22 protein-coding genes and 1 pseudogene are annotated in these 24,539 nt (G+C 63.8%); 4 read left to right on the top strand and 19 right to left on the bottom strand.

The annotated features are described in order from the left end of the window. Positions 1 to 10: 10 nt before the first annotated feature. The 10 genes and pseudogenes from ABWP50_RS02980 to dusB form a co-directional block, all read right to left on the bottom strand. Positions 11 to 976 carry a DNA polymerase III delta subunit-related protein gene (locus ABWP50_RS02980; protein ID WP_353216502.1) on the bottom strand — a complete coding sequence of 322 codons (966 nt, stop codon included), beginning with the start codon at positions 974 to 976 and terminating at the stop codon, positions 11 to 13. Continuing rightward, entirely contained in the window at positions 973 to 1,581 is a 609-nt protein-coding gene (gene tmk / locus ABWP50_RS02975) for a dTMP kinase (RefSeq protein WP_353216501.1), read from the bottom strand. The genes ABWP50_RS02980 and tmk overlap by 4 nt, the downstream gene beginning before the upstream one ends. Then, positions 1,578 to 2,744, bottom strand: coding sequence for a D-alanyl-D-alanine carboxypeptidase family protein (locus ABWP50_RS02970; protein ID WP_353216500.1), 1,167 nt, complete (start codon positions 2,742 to 2,744; stop codon positions 1,578 to 1,580). The genes tmk and ABWP50_RS02970 overlap by 4 nt, the downstream gene beginning before the upstream one ends. Positions 2,745 to 2,782: 38 nt before the next feature. Further along, the gene (locus ABWP50_RS02965; protein WP_353216499.1) at positions 2,783 to 3,619 is read right to left on the bottom strand and encodes a septal ring lytic transglycosylase RlpA family protein; all 837 of its coding nucleotides are present in this window, start codon (positions 3,617 to 3,619) and stop codon (positions 2,783 to 2,785) included. Next, positions 3,616 to 4,704: a lytic murein transglycosylase gene (locus tag ABWP50_RS02960; protein WP_353216498.1), complete on the bottom strand. Its 1,089-nt coding sequence runs from the start codon at positions 4,702 to 4,704 to the stop codon at positions 3,616 to 3,618. Before ABWP50_RS02960 ends, ABWP50_RS02965 begins: the two co-directional genes overlap by 4 nt. A 296-nt stretch (positions 4,705 to 5,000) precedes the next feature. Continuing rightward, entirely contained in the window at positions 5,001 to 6,305 is a 1,305-nt protein-coding gene (gene hflX, locus ABWP50_RS02955; protein ID WP_353216549.1) for a GTPase HflX, read from the bottom strand. A gap of 142 nt (positions 6,306 to 6,447) precedes the next feature. Continuing rightward, positions 6,448 to 6,681 (bottom strand): annotated as a pseudogene (gene hfq, locus ABWP50_RS02950) (RNA chaperone Hfq); the annotation flags it as partial. Positions 6,682 to 6,797: 116 nt separating this feature from the next. After that, positions 6,798 to 8,207 (bottom strand): nitrogen assimilation response regulator NtrX, encoded by a 1,410-nt coding sequence (ntrX, locus tag ABWP50_RS02945; protein ID WP_353216496.1) that lies wholly within the window; start codon positions 8,205 to 8,207, stop codon positions 6,798 to 6,800. Between the two features lie 18 nt (positions 8,208 to 8,225). Further along, on the bottom strand, positions 8,226 to 10,520 hold the full coding sequence (locus tag ABWP50_RS02940; RefSeq protein ID WP_353216495.1) for a sensor histidine kinase NtrY-like: 2,295 nt from the start codon (positions 10,518 to 10,520) through the stop codon (positions 8,226 to 8,228). Positions 10,521 to 10,665: 145 nt separating this feature from the next. After that, positions 10,666 to 11,676 carry a tRNA dihydrouridine synthase DusB gene (gene dusB, locus ABWP50_RS02935; RefSeq protein WP_353216494.1) on the bottom strand — a complete coding sequence of 337 codons (1,011 nt, stop codon included), beginning with the start codon at positions 11,674 to 11,676 and terminating at the stop codon, positions 10,666 to 10,668. Between the two features lie 65 nt (positions 11,677 to 11,741). Between dusB and ABWP50_RS02930 the strand changes: the two genes are divergently transcribed. Together ABWP50_RS02930 and ABWP50_RS02925 are read left to right on the top strand one after the other, a co-directional pair. Then, entirely contained in the window at positions 11,742 to 12,905 is a 1,164-nt protein-coding gene (locus ABWP50_RS02930; protein ID WP_353216493.1) for a bifunctional 2-C-methyl-D-erythritol 4-phosphate cytidylyltransferase/2-C-methyl-D-erythritol 2,4-cyclodiphosphate synthase, read from the top strand. Further along, a complete protein-coding gene (locus tag ABWP50_RS02925; RefSeq protein ID WP_353216492.1) occupies positions 12,905 to 13,393 on the top strand; it encodes a CinA family protein in 489 nt (162 codons plus the stop codon). Before ABWP50_RS02930 ends, ABWP50_RS02925 begins: the two co-directional genes overlap by 1 nt. 18 nt (positions 13,394 to 13,411) lie before the next feature. Here ABWP50_RS02925 and ABWP50_RS02920 read toward each other — a convergent pair whose 3' ends face one another. Both ABWP50_RS02920 and lipA read right to left on the bottom strand, forming a co-directional pair. Beyond that, the gene (locus tag ABWP50_RS02920) at positions 13,412 to 13,873 is read right to left on the bottom strand and encodes a type II toxin-antitoxin system RatA family toxin (protein ID WP_353216491.1); all 462 of its coding nucleotides are present in this window, start codon (positions 13,871 to 13,873) and stop codon (positions 13,412 to 13,414) included. Positions 13,874 to 13,900: 27 nt separating this feature from the next. Continuing rightward, complete coding sequence (gene lipA, locus ABWP50_RS02915; protein WP_353216490.1) at positions 13,901 to 14,830, bottom strand: lipoyl synthase; 930 nt, start codon at positions 14,828 to 14,830, stop codon at positions 13,901 to 13,903. Between the two features lie 127 nt (positions 14,831 to 14,957). On the opposite strand from lipA, the gene ABWP50_RS02910 reads away from it, so the two are divergent. Beyond that, the gene (locus ABWP50_RS02910; RefSeq protein WP_353216489.1) at positions 14,958 to 15,626 is read left to right on the top strand and encodes a carbonic anhydrase; all 669 of its coding nucleotides are present in this window, start codon (positions 14,958 to 14,960) and stop codon (positions 15,624 to 15,626) included. A gap of 212 nt (positions 15,627 to 15,838) precedes the next feature. Here ABWP50_RS02910 and ABWP50_RS02905 read toward each other — a convergent pair whose 3' ends face one another. The 7 genes from ABWP50_RS02905 to ABWP50_RS02875 form a co-directional block, all read right to left on the bottom strand. Next, positions 15,839 to 16,108, bottom strand: a complete 270-nt coding sequence (locus ABWP50_RS02905; RefSeq protein ID WP_353216488.1) for a hypothetical protein — start codon at positions 16,106 to 16,108, stop codon at positions 15,839 to 15,841. 95 nt (positions 16,109 to 16,203) lie between these two features. Continuing rightward, positions 16,204 to 17,595 carry a dihydrolipoyl dehydrogenase gene (lpdA, locus tag ABWP50_RS02900; protein WP_353216487.1) on the bottom strand — a complete coding sequence of 464 codons (1,392 nt, stop codon included), beginning with the start codon at positions 17,593 to 17,595 and terminating at the stop codon, positions 16,204 to 16,206. A 49-nt stretch (positions 17,596 to 17,644) separates the two neighbouring features. Next, positions 17,645 to 18,931 carry a pyruvate dehydrogenase complex dihydrolipoamide acetyltransferase gene (locus tag ABWP50_RS02895; protein ID WP_353216486.1) on the bottom strand — a complete coding sequence of 429 codons (1,287 nt, stop codon included), beginning with the start codon at positions 18,929 to 18,931 and terminating at the stop codon, positions 17,645 to 17,647. A 13-nt stretch (positions 18,932 to 18,944) separates the two neighbouring features. Further along, positions 18,945 to 19,604: an NYN domain-containing protein gene (locus ABWP50_RS02890; RefSeq protein ID WP_353216485.1), complete on the bottom strand. Its 660-nt coding sequence runs from the start codon at positions 19,602 to 19,604 to the stop codon at positions 18,945 to 18,947. 9 nt (positions 19,605 to 19,613) lie between these two features. Beyond that, on the bottom strand, positions 19,614 to 20,966 hold the full coding sequence (locus ABWP50_RS02885) for a pyruvate dehydrogenase complex E1 component subunit beta (RefSeq protein ID WP_353216484.1): 1,353 nt from the start codon (positions 20,964 to 20,966) through the stop codon (positions 19,614 to 19,616). Further along, positions 20,966 to 22,030 carry a pyruvate dehydrogenase (acetyl-transferring) E1 component subunit alpha gene (pdhA, locus tag ABWP50_RS02880; protein WP_502950965.1) on the bottom strand — a complete coding sequence of 355 codons (1,065 nt, stop codon included), beginning with the start codon at positions 22,028 to 22,030 and terminating at the stop codon, positions 20,966 to 20,968. Before pdhA ends, ABWP50_RS02885 begins: the two co-directional genes overlap by 1 nt. A gap of 98 nt (positions 22,031 to 22,128) precedes the next feature. Continuing rightward, a complete protein-coding gene (locus tag ABWP50_RS02875; protein ID WP_353216482.1) occupies positions 22,129 to 22,467 on the bottom strand; it encodes an FtsB family cell division protein in 339 nt (112 codons plus the stop codon). 105 nt (positions 22,468 to 22,572) lie between these two features. Between ABWP50_RS02875 and ABWP50_RS02870 the strand changes: the two genes are divergently transcribed. After that, the coding region (locus tag ABWP50_RS02870; RefSeq protein WP_353216481.1) for a 3-hydroxyacyl-CoA dehydrogenase NAD-binding domain-containing protein at positions 22,573 to 24,539 on the top strand (1,967 nt) is incomplete at its 3' end.

Below are 24,539 nucleotides of genomic sequence, written 5' to 3'. Positions count from 1 at the left end.
GCCGGGGGTTTCAGGCCGGCACAGCAGCCAGATGCATGCCCAGCGCATAGGCGACCTGGGCTGGGTCCAACTGCATCGGCACGGCCTCGCGCGCCAGCCGGCTGGCCGCTTCCCAGGTGGCGATGGCATCGGCGCGGGCTGCGCCGGCAAGCCGCTGTGCGCGCTGCGCAATCACCGCCGGCGCCCGGTCCAGCAGGGCGGCATAACGCCCCTCCCCGCCCTTGCCGGCCACGCTGCGCGCCAGCGCCAATGCCGCCGGGCCGGCGCGTTCCACCGGTTGCCCGGCCAGGCCGGCCAGATCATATTCAAGCGCGGTGATACCTGCCGCCGCCAGCGCCAGTGCCCGGCCCGGACAGCCGCCGGCCATGGCCACCAGCAAGCCGATATCTTCGCCCTCCAGATCGGCACCAGCCAACACCTGTTCGACATCGTGATCGGACAGGCGCGAAAAGCGCAGCGTGCGGCAGCGCGATCTTATGGTGGGCAGCAATCGGCCGGGTGTGTGGCTGACAAGCAGGAACACCGTGTCATCAGATGGTTCCTCAAGATTTTTCAGCAAGGCATTGGCAGTGTTGCGGTTCATATCGTCGGCTGCATCAACGATCACCACGCGCCGCTGCCCCAGCATAGGTGTGCCGGTCAAAAATTCGCGCAGCGGCTGGCCTTCGCTTTCTTGCCGGCGAACAACTTGGCCAATGACGATTTCAGACCGCAGCTTGCCGGTTTTGGCCAAGGTGCGTTCCAGCCGGCGAAAATCCAGATGCGAGCCAGCTGCCATCAGGCGGGCGGCCTCGCAATCATCCGGCACGGCAAAATCCGGCCCGGCCGGTGCGCCGGCCAGCAGCCAGATCGCCGCCGCCTCGGCAAAGCGGGCTTTGCCAAGCCCCTTTTGGCCAGCCAGCAACCAGGCATGGTGCGGCCGGCCTTCGCCGAACGCTTCCATAAACGCCGCCACAGCGCCGGCATGTCCAATCATAGTGCTGCCAATATGGCTGCGGCCACGTCATCCTCGCTGCCGGTGGCGTCGATCGCCCGGCAGCGCTGCGGTTCGCGGCCGGGCAGTTCGCTGAAAAACTGCTGGACGCGGGCATGAAATGCGCCGCCAATGGCTTCGAACCGCGCTTCGGCGGCACCGCGCATCGCAGCCCGTGCCAGGCCTTGCTCTGCGTCCAGCAGCAGCACCAGCGTGAGATCGGGCCACAGGCCGACGGCTTGGTCGTGCAAAGCCGTGAGCGCAGCATCGGGCAGGCCGCGCCCGGCGCCCTGATAGGCACGGGTAGAATCGACAAAACGGTCGCACACCACCACTGCGCCGCGCGCGAGGGCCGGACGAATGACGCGGTGGACATGATCGGCGCGCGCTGCTGTCATCAACAGCGCCTCGCTCCACGGCGTCCAGCGATCAGGATTGCCGGTCACCAGCAGGCTGCGAATGGCTTCGGCGCCTTCGGTGCCGCCGGGCTCGCGGGTGAGCACGGCCTCAACACCGCCGGCGCGCAAGTGCTCCGCCAGCCGGCGGGCCTGGGTGGACTTGCCGCTGCCCTCCCCGCCTTCCAGCGTGATGAAGCGTGCCCCCGTCACCCGAACAAGCTGAGCAGCCAGTTCCAGCTGCGACGGAAAAATCCGGCTTCTTCGATGGCGGCTGCGGTGACAAGCGGCAACGAAACGGGGGCCTGGCCCGGCATGGTGACCACCAGATCAGCAATCTTGCTGCCGGCCTTCAGCGGTGCCGACAGGCCAGCCACACCGACCACCCGGGTTTTGCGTTCCATGGCAAAGCCGCGCGGTACGGTGGCAAACAGATCGCGCGGCGCGCTGGCGGCGATGGTGGCTTCGGCGGCGCCAGCGATTGGCACCTGCGCCAACACCTGGCCCTTTTTGCCGAGCGGCACATTTTGCCAGGCGGCAAAGCCCCAGTTCATGAAATCAACGCTGGACGACACGCGGCCACCAAAACTGTCGAGCCCGGCCACCACCATCACCAGCCGGCGGCCGTTCTGCACGGCTGAGCCGGTAAAGCCGTAGCCGGCTTCGTCGGTGTGGCCTGTCTTCAGGCCATCGGCGCCAGCCACCTTGCCCAGCAGCGGGTTGCGATTGGGCTGGGTGATATCCTGCCCTGCCCCCATCGTCTTGCCCCAGGTGAAATTGCCCTTGCCGTAAAAGCGTTGATACAGATCAGGAAAATCGCGAATTGTCGCTTCGGCAATCATGGCGAGATCGCGCGCCGTCACATATTCTGCCGGATCAGGCCAGCCGTTGGTGTTGGCAAAATTGCTGTTTTTCAGGCCCAGCCGCTTGGCCTCGCGGTTCATCAGCGCCACATAATTGGCTTCGGTGCCGCCAAGCCCTTCCGCCAGCACGACGCAGGCATCGTTGCCGGACAGGGTGACGATGCCGTGCAGCAGATTTTCCACACTGACCTGTTCGTTGACCGACAGAAACATGGTGCTGCCCTGGTTGTTCCACTTGGTCCAGGTTTCAGGGCGCACCAGCACCATCTGCCCCAGATTGGCTTCACCGGCCTTAAGCAGCTTGAACGCCACATAGACGCTCATCATCTTGCCCATCGATGCCGGCGGGATCTTGCGGTCGGCATCCTTGGCAAGCAATATGCGGCCGGTTTGCATGTCCTTCAGAAAGGCAATCGGCGCGGCCGTATCATAGGCCGGGGCCTGCGCCAGTGCCGGCGCGGCCATCACGGCAGCAGCAGCCACGGGCATCATGAACTGATTTATCGAACGCATCGTTGCTTGGTTCCTTACAGGTCTGATCGCGGCAGGCCCTATCGGGACGGTGCCGGCGGAATCATTCTGGCATCGCCATAGCCGGCAGCGCGCACCTGCGCCAGCGCGGCGCTCGCTGCGCTCTGGCTGGCATAGGGCCCCAGCCGCACCCGCGTCAGCCCGCCGGGCGCTGTTTCGCTCAACACCGGGCCAAAGCTGGACAAATAGCCTTTCAGCCAGGCGACGCGGCCGCCATCGGCCAGCGCGGCAACCTGCACCAGCCAGCCGGCCGGCGCATTGCTGCCGCCCGGAACCGCGATGCTCGCCACCTCCGGTACCGTGACCGCTGCAACAACGACAGATGGCACTGCTGGGGGCGCAGGCGCGGCTTCGCCCGGCGGATACACACGGCGCAGGCGCACACGGGCGGTGCCGGCACGATCAACACCGAGCAATTGCGCCGATTTGCGCGACAGATCGATGATGCGCCCGCGCGCAAACGGCCCGCGATCATTGATGCGCACCGTCAAGCGCCGGCCGTTATCGAGATTCTCCACCTCCACCCAGCTTGGCATCGGCAGGGTGCGGTGCGCCGCGGTGAGATCATCCTGATCATAGCGTTCGCCATTGGCCGTATTGAGGGCGTGAAAGCCCGGGCCATACCAGCTGGCGATGCCGTCTTCGCGGTAATCGCGGTCATCCACTGGCACATAGGTCAAGCCGGCCACCTGATAGGGCTTGCCCAGCTTGACCGGCCACTTGCCCAATCTTGCCGCATCGTTGGCTGTCGCGGCTGAGGCTTTGGCTGGCGGCGGCAACGTGCGCGGCGGCGACTTTCCGCCCGCACACGCCGCCAGCAGCAGCGCGCCAGAAATCGGCAGCAAAAGCCTGATCATGGCGCAGCGTTTGCCGCCACAACCGGCCCATCAAGCGCCGGCAAGCTGACTGCATCAGCCAGCAATGCCACGGACAATGCGTAAAGATTGGAGCAATTATAGCCGAGGATCGCGCGGTAACTGCGCGTCACCAGAAATGCCCCCTGCCCGGCGCCATCGGGCTCGATCAGGCTCATCTCCACGTCATCGGCCGGCCACGCGCCATTGACCGGGACAAAGCCCAGCTGCCGCCATGCCGCAGCCGGCTTCAATTCGCTGTGGCGGGCCAGCGGGCCAACGCAGCGCACCGGCGGCTGCGTGGCCGCGACCGCCGCCCGGTCAAAATCGCCAGGCACCAGCGTGCGAAAGCCCCAATCTTGCTGCGGCTGCCAGCCGGCGCTGGCCAGATAATGCCCGATCGAGGCAAACACATCCGGCAGACTGTCCCACAGATCGACACGGCCATCGTCGTCGCCATCGCGGCCGTAGCGCAGATAGGATGTAGGCAAAAACTGTGTCTGCCCAAAGGCACCGGCCCAGCTGCCCTTCATGGCGCTGCGCTGCACCCGGCCTTCGCCGATCATCTGCACGGCTGCGTCCAGTTCGCGGGTGAACAAATCGCGGCGGCGGCCTTCGAATGCCAAAGTCGCCAGCGCCGATGGCAGATCATGGCGGCCGAGCACGCGGCCATAGCTGGTTTCAATGCCCCAGATTGCGGCGATCATTGCTGCCGGCACGCCGCTCTGAATTTCGGCGCGGGCCAGTGCTTCGCGATTGGCGGCAAACTGGCGCTGGCCATAGGGTATACGGTCCCCGCGAAATTTGCCGGCCAGATAATCCGGAAAGCGCACCGGCCGCGCTGGCCCGCCGGGTTGGCTGCGATCGGCCCCGATCACGTGCGGCACCAGCGTGACATCGGCCAGCGCCGCATCCAGCCATTCCGGCCGCAGCCCGCGCGCCGTAGCATCGGCCCGGTAGATGCTAAGCCAATCCGCAAATGCCGCCAGTTGTTCAGCCGACGGGCGCGCATCATCGGCGCGGGCCGGCGCGGCAAGGCTGCACCCAAGCAGCAGCGATATGATGGAAAGTCGAAACAAATGACGCATCACGCCCTTCTGCCATTGCTGCGGCGCGGCGAAAAGCCTCTATTGCGGCTGATTTTGCGGCGGCGTCACCGGCGCAGCCGCCTGCGCATGCGGCGGACCATAGCCATGCGGCGGCAATGATGAAATGCAGCCCGTGGTTCCGGCGCAATCCCGAGCTGCCTGTTGGCCATCCCACGCGCAGCCGCCCAGCAACGGCAGCAACGCCGACAATATCAGCAGCCTGTTCATCCGATCCTCCGCATCATCCAGTGCTCGGCCTGCCGCCTTGGACATGAGCCCGCCCTGAACGGCGCCGATCAGGCCGGCGCCATGGCCATGAAACGCGAACGGTCCTTGTCCGACAAGCGCACTTCGACGGTGACGCCCTCATCGTCATAGACTTCGCCGACCACTTCGCCGTGCGAATGCAGCCACGCCAACCGCTTGCCATCGCCAGCCGGCAGCACAAAGCGGTGAACACGGGCGCCAGCGCGCAGCACGACATCCATGGCCGCGCGCAGTTCATCCAGTCCTTCGCCGGTCAGCGCCGAAACCGGAATGGCATCGCTGCCGGCCCGGGCCCGCACCAGTTCATGCTGCTCGGCATCCAACGCGTCGATCTTGTTGAAGACCGTCAGCATTGGCGTTTCCCGGTTTTCAGGGGCAAGGCCAAGATCGGTCAGCACGGCCAGCACATCCTGCGCCTGGGCATCGGTATCGGGATGGCTGATATCGCGCACATGCACGATCAGATCGGCCTCCAGCACTTCTTCCAGGGTGGCGCGAAACGCCGCCACCAGCTGCGTGGGCAGATCGGATATGAAGCCCACCGTATCGGACAGCACCAGCTTGTCGTGGCCGGGCAGCCTGATGGCACGCATGGTCGGATCGAGTGTGGCGAACAGCAAATCCTCGGCGCGCACATCGGCGCCGGTCAAGCGGTTGAACAGGGTCGATTTGCCGGCATTGGTGTAGCCCACCAGCGCAACCACTGGCCAAGGCGCCTTCTGGCGGTTGCGGCGATGCAGCCCGCGGGTGCGGCGCACTTCGTCCAGATCCTTGCGCAGACGGGCGATACGGTCACGGATCAGGCGGCGATCGGCTTCGATCTGCGATTCGCCGGGGCCGCCGAGAAAGCCGAAGCCGCCGCGCTGGCGTTCAAGGTGAGTCCAGCTGCGCACCAGCCGGCTGGCCTGATATTGCAGATGCGCCAGTTCCACCTGCAATGTGCCTTCCGATGTGCTGGCCCGCTCCCCGAAAATTTCCAATATCAAGCCGGGGCGGTCGATCACCTTCGCCTTGAGTTCCTTTTCAAGATTGCGCTGCTGCACAGGCGTGACCGGGCCATCGATGATGACCACCTCCACGCATAGCGCCGCCACCGTCCCGGCCAACCGCTTGATCTGACCGGTGCCGAGCAACCGCGATGCCGATGGGCTGCGCAACTTGATGATTTCGGCATGCACGACATCCAGCGCGATGGCATTGGTCAGGCTGACGGCTTCAGCCAGCTTGGCATCGGGCGAACGCAGCCCGGTGGCATTGCCGAGCACGGGCAAGACGACAAGGGCACGCGCGCCGGAACGCAGCCCGCGCGATTCGTCGTAACCGCCGATTGTGATGTCCGGCACACCGAGATCGTTCTCGGGCAGGCCGATGCTGATGTCGGGCAGGCCGATGCTGATGTCGGGCACGCCTATGTCGCCGGTGGCTGCTTCGACGGGATCTTGATCTGGAAGGTTCAAACGCGGGCTCTCAATCTTCTGCGGTTTCGGCATCAAACAATTGCAACGGGGTCGCCGGCATCACCGTCGATATTGCGTGCTTATAGACCAATTGGCTGTAGCCGTCGCGGCGCAGCAGCACGGAGAAATTGTCAAACCAGGTGATGACGCCTTGCAGCTTCACGCCATTGACCAGGAACATGGTGACGGGTGTGCGTGTCTTGCGCACGGTGTTCAGAAACGTGTCCTGCAAGCTGCCGGGTTTTTCGGCCATGGGGTTATCCTCTTGTTTTTGGGCGACTGCGGCCGCCAGAATACGCGTTTAGTTACAGGGCGGCCGCGCTGATGACAAACCCACCTTTCGTCACAGCCGAACGAAATTGGCAGTGGTCATTCGTCCCCCTCTGCGCCCCCCCCTGCATCGACAGCGGGTTCTTCGGCAAGACCGAGCACTTTGAGTTTGCGGTGCAGCGCGCTGCGTTCCATGCCGATGAAGGCGGCGGTGCGGCTGATATTGCCCGAAAATCGCCTGATCTGCGCCCGCAGATATTCGCGCTCAAAGGCCTCACGCGCTTCGCGCAGCGGGGTGCCCATGATCGATCTTACGGCCTGGCCCGGCACCAGCCGCGCCGGTTCGGCGGTCACTTCGGGCGGCAGCATGTCGATATCGATCGATGCCATGCCGCTGGCCGGCGCCATGATCATTGTGCGTTCGATGACATTGCGGAGCTGCCGTACATTGCCCGGCCAATCATAGGTTTGCATCGCCGCCAGCGCATCATCGGACATGGCCGGCGTGGGCAAGCCGCGTTCGGCGGCATAGCGCGCCAGAAAATATCGGGCGAGTTCGGCAACATCCTCCCGCCGTTCCGACAGCGGCGGCAAGCGCACTGGTACAACATTGAGCCGGTAATAAAGATCCTCGCGAAACCGACCAGCGGCAATTTCCGCTGCAAGATCGCGCGATGTGGCTGAAATCACGCGCACATCCACCCGCACCATGCGCGATCCGCCAACGCGCTGAAACACTTGTTCCGTCAGCACCCGCAGGATTTTGGCCTGTGTGGTGGCCGGCATATCGGCCACATCATCCAGAAACAGCGTGCCGCCGTGCGCTTGTTCCAGCAGGCCAGCACGAATGCCGGCACCGGCATTTTCCACACCGAACAGCGCTTCCTCCACGGTTTCGGGCGTCATGCGGGCCGCCGAAACCACCACAAACGGCGCCGATACCCGCGGGCTCCATTGGTGCAGCAGCCGCGCCGCCACTTCCTTGCCGCTGCCGGCCGGGCCGGTGATCAGCACGCGGCTGCCCGTGGCGGCAACCCGGCGCAGCGTGGCACGCACCTGGTTGATCTGCGGCGAGGTCCCGGTCAGCTCAGCATCATAGCCAACCCGGATTTTGAGCGCCTCATATTCGCGGCGCAACCGTTCGGTTTCGGTGGCGCGGCGCACCACCAGCAGCAATTGTTCGGCCTGGAATGGCTTTTCAATGAAGTCATAGGCGCCGCGCTTGATCGCAGCCACCGCCGTATCAAGATTGCCGTGGCCGGAAATCACCATCACCGGCAACGTCGGGTCCTGCGTCTTGATCACATCCAGCAGCTCGATCCCATCCAGCGCCGAGCCTTGCAGCCAGACATCCAATATGACGAGGCTGGGCCGGCGTTCGGCAATGGCTGCCAGCGCGCCGTCGCTGTCGGCCGCGACCCGGGTCTCAAAGCCTTCATCTCCCAGTACGCCGGCCACCAGATCGCGAATGTCGGCTTCGTCGTCGACGATGAGGATATCAAGAGCCATGGCGGGGGGCAGTCCTGTTCAAGAAGAGAGTTCGGCTGTTTGGGCCGTTCGATTGCTGGCCGGCTGGCCGCTGGCTTCGGCGAGCAGGCGCTGGCTGATCCGCGCCAGCACCAGCGCGCCGGCTGCGCCAGACCCGGCAGCAATGTTATCGGCCAGCTCGAGCTGGCCGCCATGTTCCTCGATGATCTTGGCCGCAATGGCGAGGCCAAGGCCGGTGCCGCGCGCGCGGGTGGTGACATAAGGCTCCAGCAAGCGCGCCCGGTCTTCGGCTGGAAAGCCCAGACCGTTGTCGGCGATGCGGATGCACAGGCTGTCGCCGGCATCGCCGCAATCATGATGAACGCTTAGGCTGATCGTTCCGGTTTCGGGCGCGATGCCGGCCTGCACATCACGTTCGCAGCGGGCCATCACGCTTTCGGCGGCATTCTTGATCAAATTGGTCAGGGCGCGGCCCAGTTGCTGGCGATCACAGACCAGCAGCGCCTCATTGGTCGTTGCTTCAAGGCTGAATCTGATATCCGGAAATGCCACTTCCTGCAGCACCAACGCCTGGCGGAGGATGCGGTCCAGCGGTTCGGGCGCAAACACCGGCTTGGGCAGCCGCGCAAATTCGGAAAATTCGTCGACCATGCGGCGCAGATCGCCCACTTGCCGGACGATGGTACCCGTCAACACCGCGAAAATTTCGGCATCCTCGGATATCTGGCGACCAAATTTGCGCTGCAAGCGTTCGGCGGCCAGCGATATAGGTGTCAGCGGATTTTTGATCTCGTGGGCAATGCGGCGGGCAACATCGGCCCACGCCGCCCGGCGCTGATCGGCGAGTTGCGCGGTAAGATCATCAAAGGTGAGCACAAAACCATCACGCACGCCCGCATCGCCGGCATCAATGCGCACCGCCAGCGTCTGGGTTTCGGTGCCGCGCTGGATGCGCACCTGGCCGGCAACATCACCGGTTTGCCGGGCCTGATCGAGCAGATCGGCCAATTCCGGCGCCACAGCGCGCAACATCTGGCCGCGCAGCATGCGATGCGGTACCGCCAACAAGGACGCTGCGGACGCATTGGCCACCCGGATCAAGCCTTCCGGTGCAACCGAAATCACACCCGCCGACACACCGCCCAGCACGGTTTCCGTAAAGCGCCGGCGGGTATCCAGTTCGGTGTTGGCCGACAGCAGCGCGGTTTGCTGGGCCTTCAACTGGCCAGTCATGCGGTTGAAGGCGCGTTCCAGCGCGCCGATTTCATCGCCGCCGCCGCGCACCGGCACCCGTGCATCCAGATCGCCAGCGCCCACCCGCTCGGCGGCAAACACCAGCCGCGCGATCGGTTCAACCAGCCGGTTGGCCAGCCACAGCGCAAACCAGATCGCCACCACCAGCGTGAGCAGCGACACCGCCATCAGCACGAGATTGAAGCGCAATTGCATGACCCTGCCGCGCTGCGTGAGCAATTTATAATCGCCCAGTGCCTGCGCCGCCTGCGTGGCCCGCGCCAGCACCTGCGGATCAACCTTGCGGCTGACATACAGGAATGTGTCTGGGCTGCCGGGCACCGCCACGGCGGTTTCCACACGATCTTCGCCGGCGCCAATCAGCGTCACAGCACTCGACACGGCATCGTCCAGATCGATATCGGCGACATGGGCGCGAATTTGGGCTTCGGTGGCGCGGCTGGTCGCCACCAGCGTCAACCCAGTGCCCGTGCGGCGGATCACCGCCGCCTCGCTCAGGATACGCCCGGCCACCTGATATTCCAGCCCGCGCCGATAAAGCTCCGATCCTTCGCCAAAATCGCGCGCATAGGATGCCACATCCGCTGCCATTGCCACCACATCCACGCCGATGCGCTGGCGATTGTCCTCCACATAGGCCTGCGCAACTTCGTTCGAGCCATCGAGAATGGTTTTCACCCGGTCGGAAAACCAGAATTGCACCCCGAACTGGAACAGCAGCGAGGCAAACACCACCACCAGCAAGGTCGGCACGGCCGCGATCGTTGAAAACAGCGCCACCAGCCGCAAATGCAGCTGGGCACCGGCCAATCCGCGCCGGCGATTGGTGATCAAAATCGCCACGCGCCGCCCGATCAGCACGATCAGCAGCATCGCCGGCACCAGGCTGGCCACCAGCAGCAGGCCAACCAGCGATTGCGATGCGCCATTGGCCGGCACGCCGCTGCCAGTCAGATAGGCATAGCTGCTCCAGCCCAGCACGATGGTGAGCACCGCCGCAAGCAGCTCCAGCCGCACATAGATGGCGCCGGACCGTGCCAGCCGGCGCCATTGCCGGCGCACGCGCAAAAAAATCGCCATGCGCCAGCGGCCACGGCGAATGCCAGTGCCGGCGCGGCTGTCAGAGATCGAATCAATCCTCACCAAACTGGCCCATAGCCTGAAACTGTGGCAGCAGGAACACAGTCAATCGCCGCACCGTTGCAGAACTGCGACAGGATTGTCGTCAGGCGGCGGCCTGCAACGCTGGCAATTGTTCTTGCGCGGCATAAAAGCGATCGATCATGTCGGTCACGGTGGCGGCATCGCTGATCTGGTTCACGGCATGGCGGAACTGCGCGCTGTCGTGCAGGCCCTTGGTGTACCAGCCCAGATGCTTGCGCGCGAGATTGACACCGTTAAGCGGCCCATAGAGCGCCAGCATCAGATCATAATGTTCACGCACCAGCGCATGCTGCGCCGCTAGGCCTGGATCGGCGGGCACATCACGGCCGGTCAAGGCGGCCATTACCTGGCCGATCAGCCACGGCTTGCCATAGGCGCCGCGCCCAATCATCACGCCATCGGCGCCCGATTGCGCCAGCGCGGTGCGCGCATCATCGATCGAGCAGATATCGCCGTTCACGATTACCGGCAGGCGCACCGCCTGCTTGACGTTGGCAACATAAGCCCAATCGGCGCTACCGGTGTACAATTGGTTGCGGGTGCGGCCGTGTACGGTGATCAGCTGCACCCCCTCTCCCTCGGCGATGCGCGCCAGTTCAGGGGCGTTCAGGCTCTGGTGATCCCAGCCCATGCGCATCTTAAGGGTCACCGGCAATTCCACCGCGCGCACGGTGGCGCGAATAAGCTGCGTGGCGAGCGGCAGATCGCGCATCAGCGACGATCCGGCGTGGCCATTGACGACTTTTTTCACCGGGCAGCCCATGTTGATATCGATGATCGCCGCGCCCTTCTGTTCGTTCAGCTTGGCAGCATCGGCCATGCGCCCCGGCTCACAGCCCGCAAGCTGCATCGAGATCGGGTCTTCGGATGCATGCCACGCGGCCTTTTGCAGGCTTTGCCGGGTTTCGCGAATCATCGCTTCGGATGCGATCATCTCGGTCACGGTCAGGCCGGCGCCAAAACGTTTGACCAGCATGCGAAACGGCATGTCGGTCACGCCGGTCATCGGCGCCAGGATCACCGGCACGTCGATGCGGTTCGGGCCGATGTTGATGGGGGAGATCAAGCTCATTGCGCTGCGCCCTTAACGCACAAAGCCCCTTTTCGACAAGCCGGGCGGCGCTTAAGCCAGCGGGCATGCGCATTCACGCCATCATCGTTGCTGCCGGTTCCGGGATACGGGCCGGCGGCGGCGTGCCCAAGCAATATCGCAGCGTGAATGGCATGCCGCTGCTGCGCCACGCCGTCCTTGGCCTGCTCGCGCATCCGGCCATCACCAGCATCAGCGCGGTGATCAATCCCGAATGCCGCTTGCTGTATGACAGCGCCGTCGCAGGTCTGGTGCTGAGCGCGCCCATCACCGGCGGCGCGGCGCGGCAAGACAGTGTGCTGGCCGGGCTGGCGGCGCTGGCCAACGATCCGCCTGATATCGTGCTGATCCATGATGCCGCCCGGGCCTTTGTGCCGACGGGCGTGATTGATGCGCTGCTTGCGGCGTTTGATGATCCCGGTATTGCCGGCGCCTGCCCCGCGCTGGCCCAGGTAGACAGTTTGCGGCGCGGTGCGGGCGGGCGTTTTTCCGGCAGTGTTGACCGTGATGGCCTGTGGCGGGTGCAAACCCCGCAAGCCTTTCGCTATGCCGAAATCCTGGCGGCGCACCGCGCGGCCGGCCCCGGTGCCACCGATGACGTCGCGATTGCGCTGGCGGCCGGGCTGGCTGTGGCGATCACGCCGGGCGATGAACGCGCTTTCAAGGTGACGGAGCCAGCAGATTTTGCCAAAGCGCAGGCGATGACAAACTATAGTTCACGGGCCGCCTCCGGATTTGATGTCCACCGCTTCGGGCCGGGCGATCATGTCTGGCTGTGCGGGATCAAGGTGGCGCATGATGGCGGCCTGATCGGCCACAGCGATGCCGATGTCGGCCTGCATGCGCTCACCGATGCGCTGCTCGGCACGATTGCGGCTGGCGATATCGGTGATCATTTCCCGCCAAGCGAAGATCGTTGGCGCGGCGCGGCGTCCGATCAATTTCTGGCCCATGCCGCCACCTTGGTGCGCGCGCGCGGTGGGATGATCGATCATGCCGATATCACGCTGATTTGCGAACACCCCAAGGTCGGCCCACATCGCAACGCCATGCGGACACGCATTGCCGAAATTCTCGGCATCGACATCGACCGGGTCAGCGTCAAGGCCACCACCACCGAGCGGCTGGGTTTTACCGGCCGGCAGGAAGGCATCGCGGCGCAGGCCATGGCCAGCGTGCGGCTGCCTGAATCTGAAGCGGAAACCTTGTGATGGACGCTGATCTCACGGCGCTGGCGGCCCAGGTGCTGGCCGAAAATCGCGCCGCCGGCCGCATGGTGGCCACAGCCGAAAGCTGTACCGGCGGCATGGTGGCCGCTGCGCTCACCGACATTGCCGGATCGTCGGACGTGTTTGATCGCGGCTTTGTGACCTATTCCAACCAGGCCAAGATGGACATGCTGGACGTGTCCGAAGACATGCTGGCGACGTTTGGCGCGGTTTCGGTGGCCACGGCGTGGGCGATGGCACGCGGTGCGTTGGCACACAGCGGCGCTGATGTGGCGGTTTCGATCACCGGCATTGCCGGGCCGGGCGGCGCCACGCCCGGCAAGCCGGTTGGCATGGTGGTGTTTGCCCGCGCCGTGCGCGGCGAAAGCCCCGAAGCCGTGGTGGCCGACACCCGCCTGTTCGGCGATCTGGGCCGCAGCGAAATCCGCCGACAGGCCGCATTGGTGGCACTGGAACTATTGCGGCCTTGAACAGCGAAAACCGCTGAATCAGGTAACAGCCGGGCGCGGCCCGTATAATTGCCCGGCGCGCACCACAAAGGCCGCGACCATGCGTTCAAACGCCTGCTTGAACACCAAGCCGGCGATTTTTTCAAAGGTGCGGCTGCGGAATTCGAAATCCACGGCAAAATCAATCTCGCAGCCGCCGCCCGGCGCGTCGGCAAAGCGCCAATCGTTGAACAGATGCTTCATCGGGCCATCGAGATAATCGACATGGACATGGCCCGGCCGCTCAAACGTGACGCGGCTGGTGAAACGCTCGCGGATCATGCGAAAGCCAACCACCATATCGGCCTGCACCACCTGCGCCGGGCCGGCTGTGGTGGCCGCGCCCACGCGCATGGCCTGCACCCATGGCAAAAATTCCGGATAACGCCCGATATCGGCAACCAGATCGAACATTTCCGTGGCTGACCATGGCAGCCGTCGGGTTTCGCGGTGTTTGGGCATCAGCGTGCGTGCTTCAGTGTGTGAGCATCAGGGCCGACTGGCGACCTGGGCGCGCCGGCGGGCCTGCATTTCGGCAAAATCCCGCCCGGCATGATAGCTGGAGCGGGTCAACGGCGACGCTGCCACCAACAGAAATCCCTTCGACCGCGCCACGGCAGCCAGCGCCTGGAATGCGGCCGGCGTGACATATTCCATCAGTTTGGCATGGCGCGGGGTGGGCTGCAAATATTGGCCAACGGTGAGAAAATCCACCCCGGCGGAGCGCATGTCATCAAACACCTGGTGCAGTTCCTGCGTTGCTTCACCCAGCCCGACCATCAGGCCGGATTTGGTGAATAATGTTGGCGACAGGCTCTTCACCTTGTCCAGCAGGCGCAGCGAATGATAATAGCGCGCGCCGGGCCGAATGCTGGAATAGAGCCGCGGCACGGTTTCCAGATTGTGATTATACACATCCGGCCCGGCCTCCACGATCATCTCTACCGCGCGGTCCATCTTGTTGCGAAAATCGGGTGTGAGAATTTCGATGGTGGTGGACGGCGTCTGCCGGCGCAATTCGTTGATTACCTTGACGAACTGGCTGGCACCGCCATCGGGCAGATCATCGCGGTCAACCGAGGTGATCACGATATGTTGCAAGCCAAGCGCCGCCGCAGCTTCGGCAACGTGGCCCGGTTCGGCCGTGTCCACAATGCCCGGCATGCCGGTTTTGACATTGCAGAAGGCGCAGGCGCGCGTGCAGGTGTCGCCCAGGATCATCACCGTGGCGTGCTTCTGGCTCCAGCATTCGCCGATATTGGGGCATGCCGCTTCTTCGCACACGGTGTTCAACTTCAGCCGGCGCATCAGCGCCCGCGTTTCGGCGTGGGCAGTGCCGGTGGGCGCGCGCACGCGGATCCAGTCGGGCTTGCGCTGAAGGTTCGGCTGCGGCGGCAACGACAAAACGGGTTCGCTCATGCATGTCGATTAGCGCGGCAGGCCGCCGCTGCCAACCTTCGCTCGTGACGCAGCAGCCATAGCTGCTAAACATGCCGCAAGTGCAAACCATTTGCGCGATAACATGCAACGGCGAAAGTGAGATATCATGCCCGAATTCAAGGCTTTGCTTGATGGCTACAGCCGGTTCCGTACTGGCGCCTATCAAGAGCAGCGCCGGCGTTATGATGCGCTGGCCGACAAGGGCCAGGCGCCCGGCGTGCTGGTGATCAGCTGTTCGGACAGCCGGGTCGATCCCACGCGCATCTTCGACACCGAACCCGGCCAGATGTTTGTGGTGCGCAATGTCGCCAACCTGGTGCCACCCTGCGACCGGGACAATGCCCAGCACAGCACATCAGCGGCCATCGAATATGCCGTGACCCAGCTCAAAGTGCATCATGTCGTCGTGCTGGGCCATGCGCGCTGCGGCGGCATCAAGGCCAGCCTGGAAGGCACGTTCGACGATGCCGCGGTGGGCGAAGGCGGCTTCATTGATCGCTGGATGAGCCTGATTGCCCCAGCGCGTGACACGATTCGGGCTGCCGCGCTTATTTCGCCCGATATCGATGCGTGCGCTGCGCTTGAGCTGGCCGCGATCCGGCTGTCGCTGGCAAATCTGCGCACCTTTCCCTTCGTTGCCGAGGCCGAGGCGGCTGGCACGTTGAAATTGCATGGGGCGCTTTTCGATATCGCCGAAGGCGTGCTGAAAGTGCTCAGCGCAGAAACCGGCAAGTTTGAACCGATCACGGTGGAGTGGACAGACACCGCGAGTTGATGCGGCGCGCGCGATGGCCAGATCGCGACAGGAAGCGGGCGTACCCGATGCAAACAGGGGGGAGCATCCGATACGCCCGCGGCGATGGCGCCTGCAGCAAGGGCAGTTGCTGCTGTGGTACCGCCGCTGAAACCATATTCGATTAAATCGGTGGTGGTTTCAAGCAAAAACATTGCCATTTTGTCATGTTTTGCGCGGCAACCTGACACGCCCTATTCCGGCGGGCGTTCATATACCCGGCCGCGCGTGTCACGGCTGCCGGCGGCCTGGTTAACATTGTTCTTGAATTCCTGATATTTACAACCGAAGGGTCCTGACGGGCCGATGCCGGAACAGGTGCCGACAGTGCCTGCATCCGGCCCCAGCAGCCGATTGCGTTCGGCCGAGACGCTGGCGGTGCCGCGCTGCCCAAATTCACGCGGGATAGCAATCGGCGCGCGATAGGGCGACGGCGGCGGATCGCGGCTGGCACAAACCGTCATCTCATCGGGCTGCCGCCTCGGACAAAGCACGCTCCAGCCGCGCGGCATCAGCGCCGCCGTGCCATCAGCGGCCAACAGCAAGGCCGCCACCACCATCAGAAATGTATGGCCCGGCCATAGGCATCCAGCACGCTTTCATGCATCATTTCCGACAGTGTGGGATGCGGGAAGATGGTGTGCATCAATTCGACTTCGGTGGTTTCCAGCCCCATGGCGATGGCATAGCCCTGGATCAATTCGGTCACTTCCGCACCAACCATGTGTGCGCCCAGCAGCTGGCCGGTGGCGGCATCAAATACGGTTTTGACAAAGCCGTCCGCCTCACCCAGCGCGATGGCCTTGCCATTGCCGATGAACGGAAATTTGCCGACGCGCACCGTGTGGCCAGCCGCGATGGCATTGGCTTCGGTCAGTCCGATGCTGGCCACTTGCGGGCGGGCATAGGTGCAGCCCGGAATGCGCGTCACATCCATGGCGTGCGGGTGATTGCCGGCGATATGCTCGACCGCGATGATGCCTTCATGGCTGGCCTTGTGCGCCAGCCACGGCGCGCCGGTCACATCGCCGATGGCATAAAGCCCGGGCACATTGGTGCGGCACATGCCATCCGCCGCGATATGCCCGCGCGTGGTGGCGACGCCCAGCGCCTCCAGCCCGATATTTTCGGTGTTGGGCACAATGCCTATGGCAACAATCACATGGCTATACTGGTCGGTCACGGCCTTGCCGTCTGACGTGATGGTGGCGCTCACGCCCTCCGGGCCAGGAACCACATCCGAGACCTTGGCGCCGGTGATGATGGTCATGCCCTGCTTGGTCAGCGCCTTGCGCACATGGGCGGACACGTCGGCGTCCTCCACCGGCAGAATGCGATCCAGCATTTCCACCACGGTGACCTTCGCGCCCATGTCGCTGTAGAAACTGGCAAATTCGATCCCGATCGCGCCTGATCCGATCACCAGCAGCTTGGTTGGCATCACCGGCGGCACCATGGCGTGGCGATAGGTCCACACGCGGTTGCCGTCGGCCTCCACCCCCGGCAGGTCGCGGGCACGGGCACCGGTCGCGATGATGATGTTTTTCCCGGTCAGCATGCGCTCGCCATTTGCAGTGGTGACGGCGATGCTGGTGGCGCTGGTCAGCCGCCCCTGCCCCTCGATCACTTCGATCTTGTGCTTCTTCATCAGCGATTTGACACCGCTGTTCAGCTGCGCCGCCACCTTGCGGCTGCGATCCGTCACCTTCTTCAGGTCAAAAGTCGGGTTTTCCACGCTCAGGCCATAGGCGTCGGCGTTGGTGATATAGTGATAAATCTCGCTGGTCCGCAGCAGCGCCTTGGTCGGGATGCAACCCCAGTTGAGGCAGATGCCGCCCAAGCGCTCGCGCTCGATGATGGCGACCTTCAGGCCGAGCTGGCTCGCGCGGATGGCGGCGACATAGCCGCCGGGGCCGGAGCCGAGGATGACGAGATCAAACTGGTCGCTCATACCAATTCCTTCCCCTCTCCCCTTGCGAGAGAGGGTGTTGCTTCCACGCTCACGCCACCAGTCCCAATGGGCTCTCGATCAGCGCCTTCACCGCGCCCATCAGCGCCGCGCCGTCTGCGCCGTCGATGGCACGGTGGTCGAAGCTGCCGGTGATGGTCATCACCGTGGCGATGGCCAGCGCATCACCCTTCACCACGGCGCGCTTTTCGCCCGCGCCCACGGCCAGGATCATGGCTTGCGGCGGGTTGATCACCGCGTCGAACTGCTTGATGCCGAACATGCCGAGGTTGGACAGCGAGGCGGTGCCGCCCTGATATTCGTGCGGCTGCAGTTTGCCGGCGCGGGCTTTTTCGGCGAGCGCCTTCATCTCGGTGGCAATCTGGCTGACCGCCTTGCTGTCCGCGCCCACGATGATCGGTGTGATCAGGCCGGACGGCGCCGCGACCGCAACTGAAATGTCGGCGCGGTCATACACCAGCAGCGTGTCACCAGCGAAGGACACGTTGCACGTCGGCACCTGGCGCAGGCCCAGTGCCAGCGCCTTGATAACGAGATCATTCACGCTGACCTTGATACCGCGCGGCTCCAGCGCCTTGTTCAGCTCGCCGCGCAACTTGAGCAGCGCATCAAGCTCGACGTCCAGCGTCAGATAGATGTGCGGCACGGTCTGCTTGGCTTCGGTCAGGCGGCGGGCGATGACCTTGCGCACATTGCCCAGCTTTTCGGCGCGGTGCGGGATGTCGCTGGTGGGGGCGGCGGTAGGCGTGGGGGATGCTGCGGCAGGCAAGACAGCAACTGGCGCAGCAACTGGCACAGCAACTGGCGGGGCGACAACCGGAGCAGCAGCAGCCGGCTTGCCAAGCGCAGCTTCAACATCGGCGCGAACGATGCGGCCGCGCGGCCCACTGCCCGCAATGCCGGCCAGATCGACGCCCTTCAATTCGGCAATCCGGCGTGCCAGCGGGCTGGCCACCACCCGGTCGCCGCTCACACCGGCGGCAACAACCGGCGCAGGCACTGCAACTTGTGCCGCTGGCGCCGGCGCAGCAGCAGCAACTGGCGCAACGTCAGCCTTTGCTGCCGGCGCGTCGCCTTCCCCGCTCAGGCGCAGGATCACCGTACCCACGGCGATATTTTCAGCGCCTTCGGCCACCAGCAATTCGGTCACCACGCCTTCATCCACGGCTTCCACTTCCATGGTTGCCTTGTCAGTTTCGATTTCGGCCATGATGTCGCCGGATTTCAGCGTATCGCCGGGCTTCACATGCCATTTGGCCAGCGTGCCCACCTCCATGGTCGGCGACAGGGCGGGCATGGTGACGTCGATGCTGCTCATCTGCAAACCCTGCTCAATTATCCACAAACAGCTGATCAACCAGATCAATCTGGTCGTCGCCGCGCGGATTGTTGATCAAATCGGCCATATCCAGAAAATAGGCTGCGGTGCCGGCCAGGCTGGCCGAATAGCGCACTTCGGTGCCGGTTTCGGATTTCATGCCCCAGGCCACCACCAGCGCGCGCTTGCCGATGGCGTTGATTTTCTTGATCAATGGCACGAAATCACCATCGCCGGCCACCAGCGCCACCACGTCGCAGCGGTCGCTTACGGCAAGATCGAAGGCCTCCAATGCCAGCCAGACATCGATGCCCTGTTCCTTGGGCGGATCGGCGATGGTGTCGATACGGGTGTAGTGCGATGTGATGTTGCTGGCCGCCAATATCTGATCGAACACCCGATCGTTGCGCAGCGATTCCTCGACAAAACTCGGGCTGCGCGCTCGGTCTTCCAGGTCGCGCAGCGTGTAGCGGCCGCGAAAATAATGCGCCGCAACCACTCGCGCCCGAACGGCCGGCACGTCTTCCATGTCGGCGGTGGCCCGGCGGATCAATTCTAGCAGCCCGGTCATAGACACGCGCCGGCCAGTGCTGTGCTCGAACTTGTAATAGTTTGAAACGCGGTTGAAATAGCTGCCGTCGATCATCACGGCGATGCGAGTTTGTTCGGCCATGATCCGGTCCTAGCGATAGCAAACGGCGTGCGCCGCCGCGACGACATCTTCAGCCTTCAGCAGGGCCAGTTTTTCCAGATTGGCCGCATAAGGCAGCGGCACATCAACATTGGTGACCCGCAGCACCGGCGCATCCAGATCATCAAAGCCATCTTCCATGCAGATTGCCATGATTTCGCTGGCAATCGAACAGGTCGGCCAGCCTTCTTCCACTACCACCAGACGATTGGTCTTCTTCAGCGATGCCAGCACCGCGGCTTTGTCGAGCGGGCGCAGCGTGCGCAGATCGATCACTTCGGCATCAATGCCATCGGAGGCCAGGGTTTCGGCCGCCTGCAGGGCGACGCCCACACCGATGCTGTAGCTGACCAGCGTGACATGGGTGCCGCTGCGCATGGTGCGCGCCTTGCCGATGGGCACGACATGGTCGCCTTCGGGCACATCAAAGCTTTGCCCATAAAGCAGCTCATTTTCCAGAAACACCACGGGATCGGGGCTGCGGATTGCGGCTTTCAGCAGGCCCTTGGCATCATCGGCGCTGTAGGGCGCAATCACGATCAGGCCAGGCACGCTGGCATACCAGGGGCCATAATTCTGGCTGTGCTGCGCGCCCACCCGCGCCGCTGCGCCATTGGGCCCGCGAAACACGATCGGGCAGCGCATTTGTCCGCCCGACATATACAGGGTTTTGGCGGCGGAATTGATGATGTGATCAATTGCCTGCATGGCAAAATTGAAGGTCATGAATTCCACGATCGGCTTCAGCCCGCCCATGGCGGCGCCCGTGCCCAGGCCGGCAAAGCCATATTCGGTAATCGGCGTATCGATGACGCGGGCATCACCAAATTCGGCGAGCAGGCCCTGCGTCACCTTGTAGGCGCCCTGATACTCGGCAACTTCTTCGCCCATCACGAACACCGTGTCGTCGGCGCGCATTTCTTCGGCCATGGCATCGCGCAGTGCCTCACGCACGGTCTGGCGGCGCATCGGGCCGGCGGGAACTTCGGGTGCCGAAACCGGCACCGGCTCCGGCTCCGCAATTGGAGCGGCAACCATTGCCACTGGCACAGCACCAGGTGCAGCAGGCGGTGCAGCGGGCGATTGGGCCGGGGCTGCATCCTCATCTTCGCCGGCGATATTGATGATCGGCGTGCCAACTTTCACGCCTTCACTGCCCGCCGCCACCAGCAGCGCCGTGACGGTGCCGCCGTCGTCGGCTTCCAGTTCCATCGTGGCCTTGTCGGTTTCAATCTCGGCAATCACATCGCCGGGTTTGACGATATCGCCCACGGCGACCAGCCATTTGGCCAGCGTGCCATCTTCCATGGTTGGCGACATCGCCGGGAGCAAAATCAACGGCATCAGTAGCGCCCCAGCAAAACATCGGTGTGCAATTCGCGCGGGTCAGGCTCTGGCGCGTCCAGTGCGAAATCTGCTGCATCGGCCACTTCGTCGCGCACTTCGCGGTCGATCAGCTTCAATGCTGCTTCATCGGCATGGCCATCATCGAGGATCAATTTTTTCAGCCCCTCGATGGGATCGCTTTTTTCGCGCATGGCCTGCACTTCCTCGCGGCTGCGATATTTGGCCGGATCGCTCATCGAATGGCCGCGGTAGCGATAGGTTTTCATTTCCAGCAGCAATGGCCCCTTGCCGGCCCGCACCCAGGCAGCCGCCGCCTGCGCGGCGCCGCGCACGGCCAGCACATCCATGCCGTCTACCTGCAGGCCAGGCACCCGGAAGCTTTCGCCGCGCCGATAGAGCTGGTCTTCGGAACTGGCGCGGTTCACCGATGTGCCCATGGCATATTGATTGTTTTCAATCACGAAAATCACCGGCAGCGACCACAGCTCCGCCATGTTGAAGCTTTCATACACCTGGCCCTGATTGGACGCGCCATCGCCAAAATAGGTCACGGCGATATGGCCATCCTTCTTGTATTTATGCGCAAACGCCAGCCCGGCGCCCAGCGGCACCTGCGCGGCCACAATGCCGTGGCCGCCATAGAATCCGTGATCCGGGCTGAACATGTGCATCGAGCCGCCTTTGCCGCCGCTGATGCCAGCCGCCCGCCCGGTCAATTCCGCCATCACCGACCGCGCCGTGATCCCGCAGGCCAGCATGTGGCCATGATCGCGGTAACCGGTGATGATGCTGTCCCCCTGCTGCAATTCGGCCTGCATGCCGACCACGACGGCTTCCTGCCCGATGTACAAATGGCAAAAACCGCCAATCTGGCCCATGCCATAAAGCTGGCCGGCACGCTCCTCAAAGCGGCGGATCAGCACCATCTGGCGGTACATATCGATCAGTTGTTCGGAGCTGGCCTCGAACCGTTGTGGTTCGTCAGGACGCGGCCAGTTTGCTTTGGGCGGAGTGATATCTGCCTTGCGGCTTGCGCTGCGTGCCAAATGCGTGCCTTCCATGAAGCTGGCGCCGGTGACGGCTAATCGACAAGATGACGCATGATGCGCGGCGTATCTGGCGGCAGCAAGCGGTGTTTCCCACCGGTAACCGCAGCGGTTCAGCTGGTGGATGCAGTGGCGGGCGTGTCCGGCGCGACCGGCATCGGCACCACCAATTCATCCGGGCGGATCATGTGCATATGCTGGCGCACCAGCTCATCGGCCAGATCGGGGTTCACCGCGCGCGGATTGAGCAAGGCCAATTGGCGTTGCAGGGCCATTTTCTGTTCCTCGCTGGCCTGCTTTGCCGCGGTCAGCCGGGCGTGCTGCGCCTGATACTCGCGCCACGCGCCATAGCCTGTCGGGCCATTGAAGGCATGAAAGGCGAAATAACCGCCGACAAGCACGCAGACAGCCGGCAGCGCAGCACGCGCCAGCATTTGCCGAACAGGGAGCATCACCGCCATCTTTTAACGATACAATATCCTCGTCTAACCACAAGGCTGCAATGCGCTGCGCAAGCTGCTACGACGCCTTTCAGAACATTTTTGGGGAGAAAAATCATGGCTGCAATCAACAACGTCGTCGATCTTTCGCGCGATGGCGATATTGCCATCATCACCGTCAATTCGCCGCCGGTGAACGCCCTGTCGGCCGATGTGCGCGACGGGCTGGCCGGCGCGTTTGCCGCCGTGGCTGCTGACAGCGCCATCACTGCGGCTGTGCTGGTGTGCGCCGGCCGCACCTTCATTGCCGGCGCCGATATCAGCGAATTCGGCAAGCCGCCGCGCGGTGCCTCCTTGCCGGCCGTGCAAGACGCCATGGAAGGCGCATCGGTGCCGGTAATCGCTGCCATCCACGGCACTGCACTCGGCGGCGGCCTGGAGGTTGCGTTGTGCGCACACTACCGCGTCAGCGATGCCAAGGCGAAATTCGGCCTGCCCGAAGTCAAGCTGGGCTTGCTGCCCGGCGCCGGCGGCACCCAGCGCCTGCCGCGCATCGTTGGCGCGATTAAGGCCACTGAAATGGTCACCAGCGGCGCCCAGATGGGCAGCAAGGACGCGCTGGCCGCCGGACTGGTTGATGCGGTTGTCGATGGTGACCTTACCGCTGGCGCCGTCGCCTTTGCCCGGCAGGTCGTCGCCGAAGGCCGCCCGCTCAAGAAGGTGCGCGATGATGCCTCCAAGCTGGGCGGCACTGCGGATTCGTTGGCGGCATTCTTCGCTGAATTTCGCGCCAAAAATGCCAAGGCCTTTGGCGGTTTCGAAGCACCGGAAGCCAATATCAAGTGCATCGAAGCCGCCGTGGCGCTGCCGTTCGCCGAAGGCTTGGCCGTGGAGCGCAGCGAGTTCATCAAGCTGATGACCGGCCTGCAATCCACCGCCCAGCGCCACGTGTTTTTCGCCGAGCGCGCCGCGGCCAAGATCGACGGCCTGCCCGCCGACGTGCAGCCGCTGCCGGTGCACAAGGTGGGCGTGATCGGCGCTGGCACCATGGGCGGCGGCATTTCGATGAACTTCCTGTCGGTTGGCATCCCGGTAACCATCGTCGAAATGAAGCAGGAAGCGCTCGATCGCGGTGTTGGGGTCATCCGCCGCAATTATGAAAACAGCGCCAAGAAGGGCCGGTTCAGTATGGACGAAGTGGAGGCGCGCATGGGCCGCCTCACACCCAGCCTGGACATGGCCGATCTCGCCGATTGCGATCTGATCATCGAAGCCGTATTTGAAAACATGGCCGTGAAGAAAGAGATTTTCGCCAAGCTCGACCAGATCGCCAAGCCGGGCGCCGTGCTGGCCAGCAACACCTCCTACCTTGATGTCGATGCCATCGCGGCGGCCACCACGCGGCCGGAATCGGTGGTGGGCATGCATTATTTCTCGCCAGCCAACGTCATGCGCCTGCTTGAAGTGGTGCGCGGCGCCAAGACCGATCCGCAAGTGCTGGCCACCGCGATGGCGGTGGGCAAACAGACCGGCAAGATCGCCGTGGTGGCCGGCGTGTGCGATGGCTTCATCGGCAACCGCATGCTCAGCCGCCGCCAGCAGCAGGCCAATTTTTTGATGCTGGAAGGCGCGTCGCCCGCCGATATTGACCGGGTGCTCACCGAGTTCGGCTTCCCGATGGGGCCGTTCCAGATGAGCGATCTGGCCGGCCTGGATATCGGCTGGAGCGCCGAGACATCCAAGGGCGTCAGCGTGCGCGACCGGCTGTGCGAAGCCGGCTTGCGCGGCCAGAAGAACGGCAAGGGCTTTTATGTCTATGACGAAGCCCGCAACCGCACCCCCAATCCAGAAGCGCTGGCGATCATCGATGCCTATGCCACCGAAAAGGGCATCAACCGCCGCCAGATAGGCGATCAGGAAATCCTGGAACGCTGCCTCTATCCGATGGTCAACGAAGGGGCGCGCATCCTGGCCGAAGGCAAGGCGCAGCGCGCCAGCGACATCGATATCGTGTGGATCAACGGCTATGGCTGGCCGGTGTACCGCGGCGGCCCGATGTTCTGGGCGCAAAATGATGCCGGCCG

Source organism: Sandarakinorhabdus sp. (assembly GCF_040398645.1).
In the GTDB taxonomy this organism is placed as follows: domain Bacteria; phylum Pseudomonadota; class Alphaproteobacteria; order Sphingomonadales; family Sphingomonadaceae; genus Sandarakinorhabdus.
Note: the sequence above shows the minus strand (reverse complement) of the source record. Positions and strands in the feature narration are given on the sequence as shown.

Coding starts and splice junctions, on each gene's coding strand:
- ABWP50_RS02980 (WP_353216502.1), bottom strand. CDS start 976: ATGATTGGACATGCCGGCGCTGTGGCGGCGTTTATGGAAGCGTTCGGC.
- ABWP50_RS02970 (WP_353216500.1), bottom strand. CDS start 2,744: ATGCGTTCGATAAATCAGTTCATGATGCCCGTGGCTGCTGCTGCCGTG.
- ABWP50_RS02965 (WP_353216499.1), bottom strand. CDS start 3,619: ATGATCAGGCTTTTGCTGCCGATTTCTGGCGCGCTGCTGCTGGCGGCG.
- ABWP50_RS02960 (WP_353216498.1), bottom strand. CDS start 4,704: ATGCGTCATTTGTTTCGACTTTCCATCATATCGCTGCTGCTTGGGTGC.
- ntrX (WP_353216496.1), bottom strand. CDS start 8,207: ATGGCTCTTGATATCCTCATCGTCGACGACGAAGCCGACATTCGCGAT.
- ABWP50_RS02940 (WP_353216495.1), bottom strand. CDS start 10,520: ATGGCGATTTTTTTGCGCGTGCGCCGGCAATGGCGCCGGCTGGCACGG.
- dusB (WP_353216494.1), bottom strand. CDS start 11,676: ATGAGCTTGATCTCCCCCATCAACATCGGCCCGAACCGCATCGACGTG.
- ABWP50_RS02930 (WP_353216493.1), top strand. CDS start 11,742: ATGCGCATTCACGCCATCATCGTTGCTGCCGGTTCCGGGATACGGGCC.
- ABWP50_RS02925 (WP_353216492.1), top strand. CDS start 12,905: ATGGACGCTGATCTCACGGCGCTGGCGGCCCAGGTGCTGGCCGAAAAT.
- ABWP50_RS02920 (WP_353216491.1), bottom strand. CDS start 13,873: ATGCCCAAACACCGCGAAACCCGACGGCTGCCATGGTCAGCCACGGAA.
- lipA (WP_353216490.1), bottom strand. CDS start 14,830: ATGAGCGAACCCGTTTTGTCGTTGCCGCCGCAGCCGAACCTTCAGCGC.
- ABWP50_RS02910 (WP_353216489.1), top strand. CDS start 14,958: ATGCCCGAATTCAAGGCTTTGCTTGATGGCTACAGCCGGTTCCGTACT.
- ABWP50_RS02905 (WP_353216488.1), bottom strand. CDS start 16,108: ATGACGGTTTGTGCCAGCCGCGATCCGCCGCCGTCGCCCTATCGCGCG.
- lpdA (WP_353216487.1), bottom strand. CDS start 17,595: ATGAGCGACCAGTTTGATCTCGTCATCCTCGGCTCCGGCCCCGGCGGC.
- ABWP50_RS02895 (WP_353216486.1), bottom strand. CDS start 18,931: ATGAGCAGCATCGACGTCACCATGCCCGCCCTGTCGCCGACCATGGAG.
- ABWP50_RS02890 (WP_353216485.1), bottom strand. CDS start 19,604: ATGGCCGAACAAACTCGCATCGCCGTGATGATCGACGGCAGCTATTTC.
- ABWP50_RS02885 (WP_353216484.1), bottom strand. CDS start 20,966: ATGCCGTTGATTTTGCTCCCGGCGATGTCGCCAACCATGGAAGATGGC.
- pdhA (WP_502950965.1), bottom strand. CDS start 22,030: ATGGAAGGCACGCATTTGGCACGCAGCGCAAGCCGCAAGGCAGATATC.
- ABWP50_RS02875 (WP_353216482.1), bottom strand. CDS start 22,467: ATGCTCCCTGTTCGGCAAATGCTGGCGCGTGCTGCGCTGCCGGCTGTC.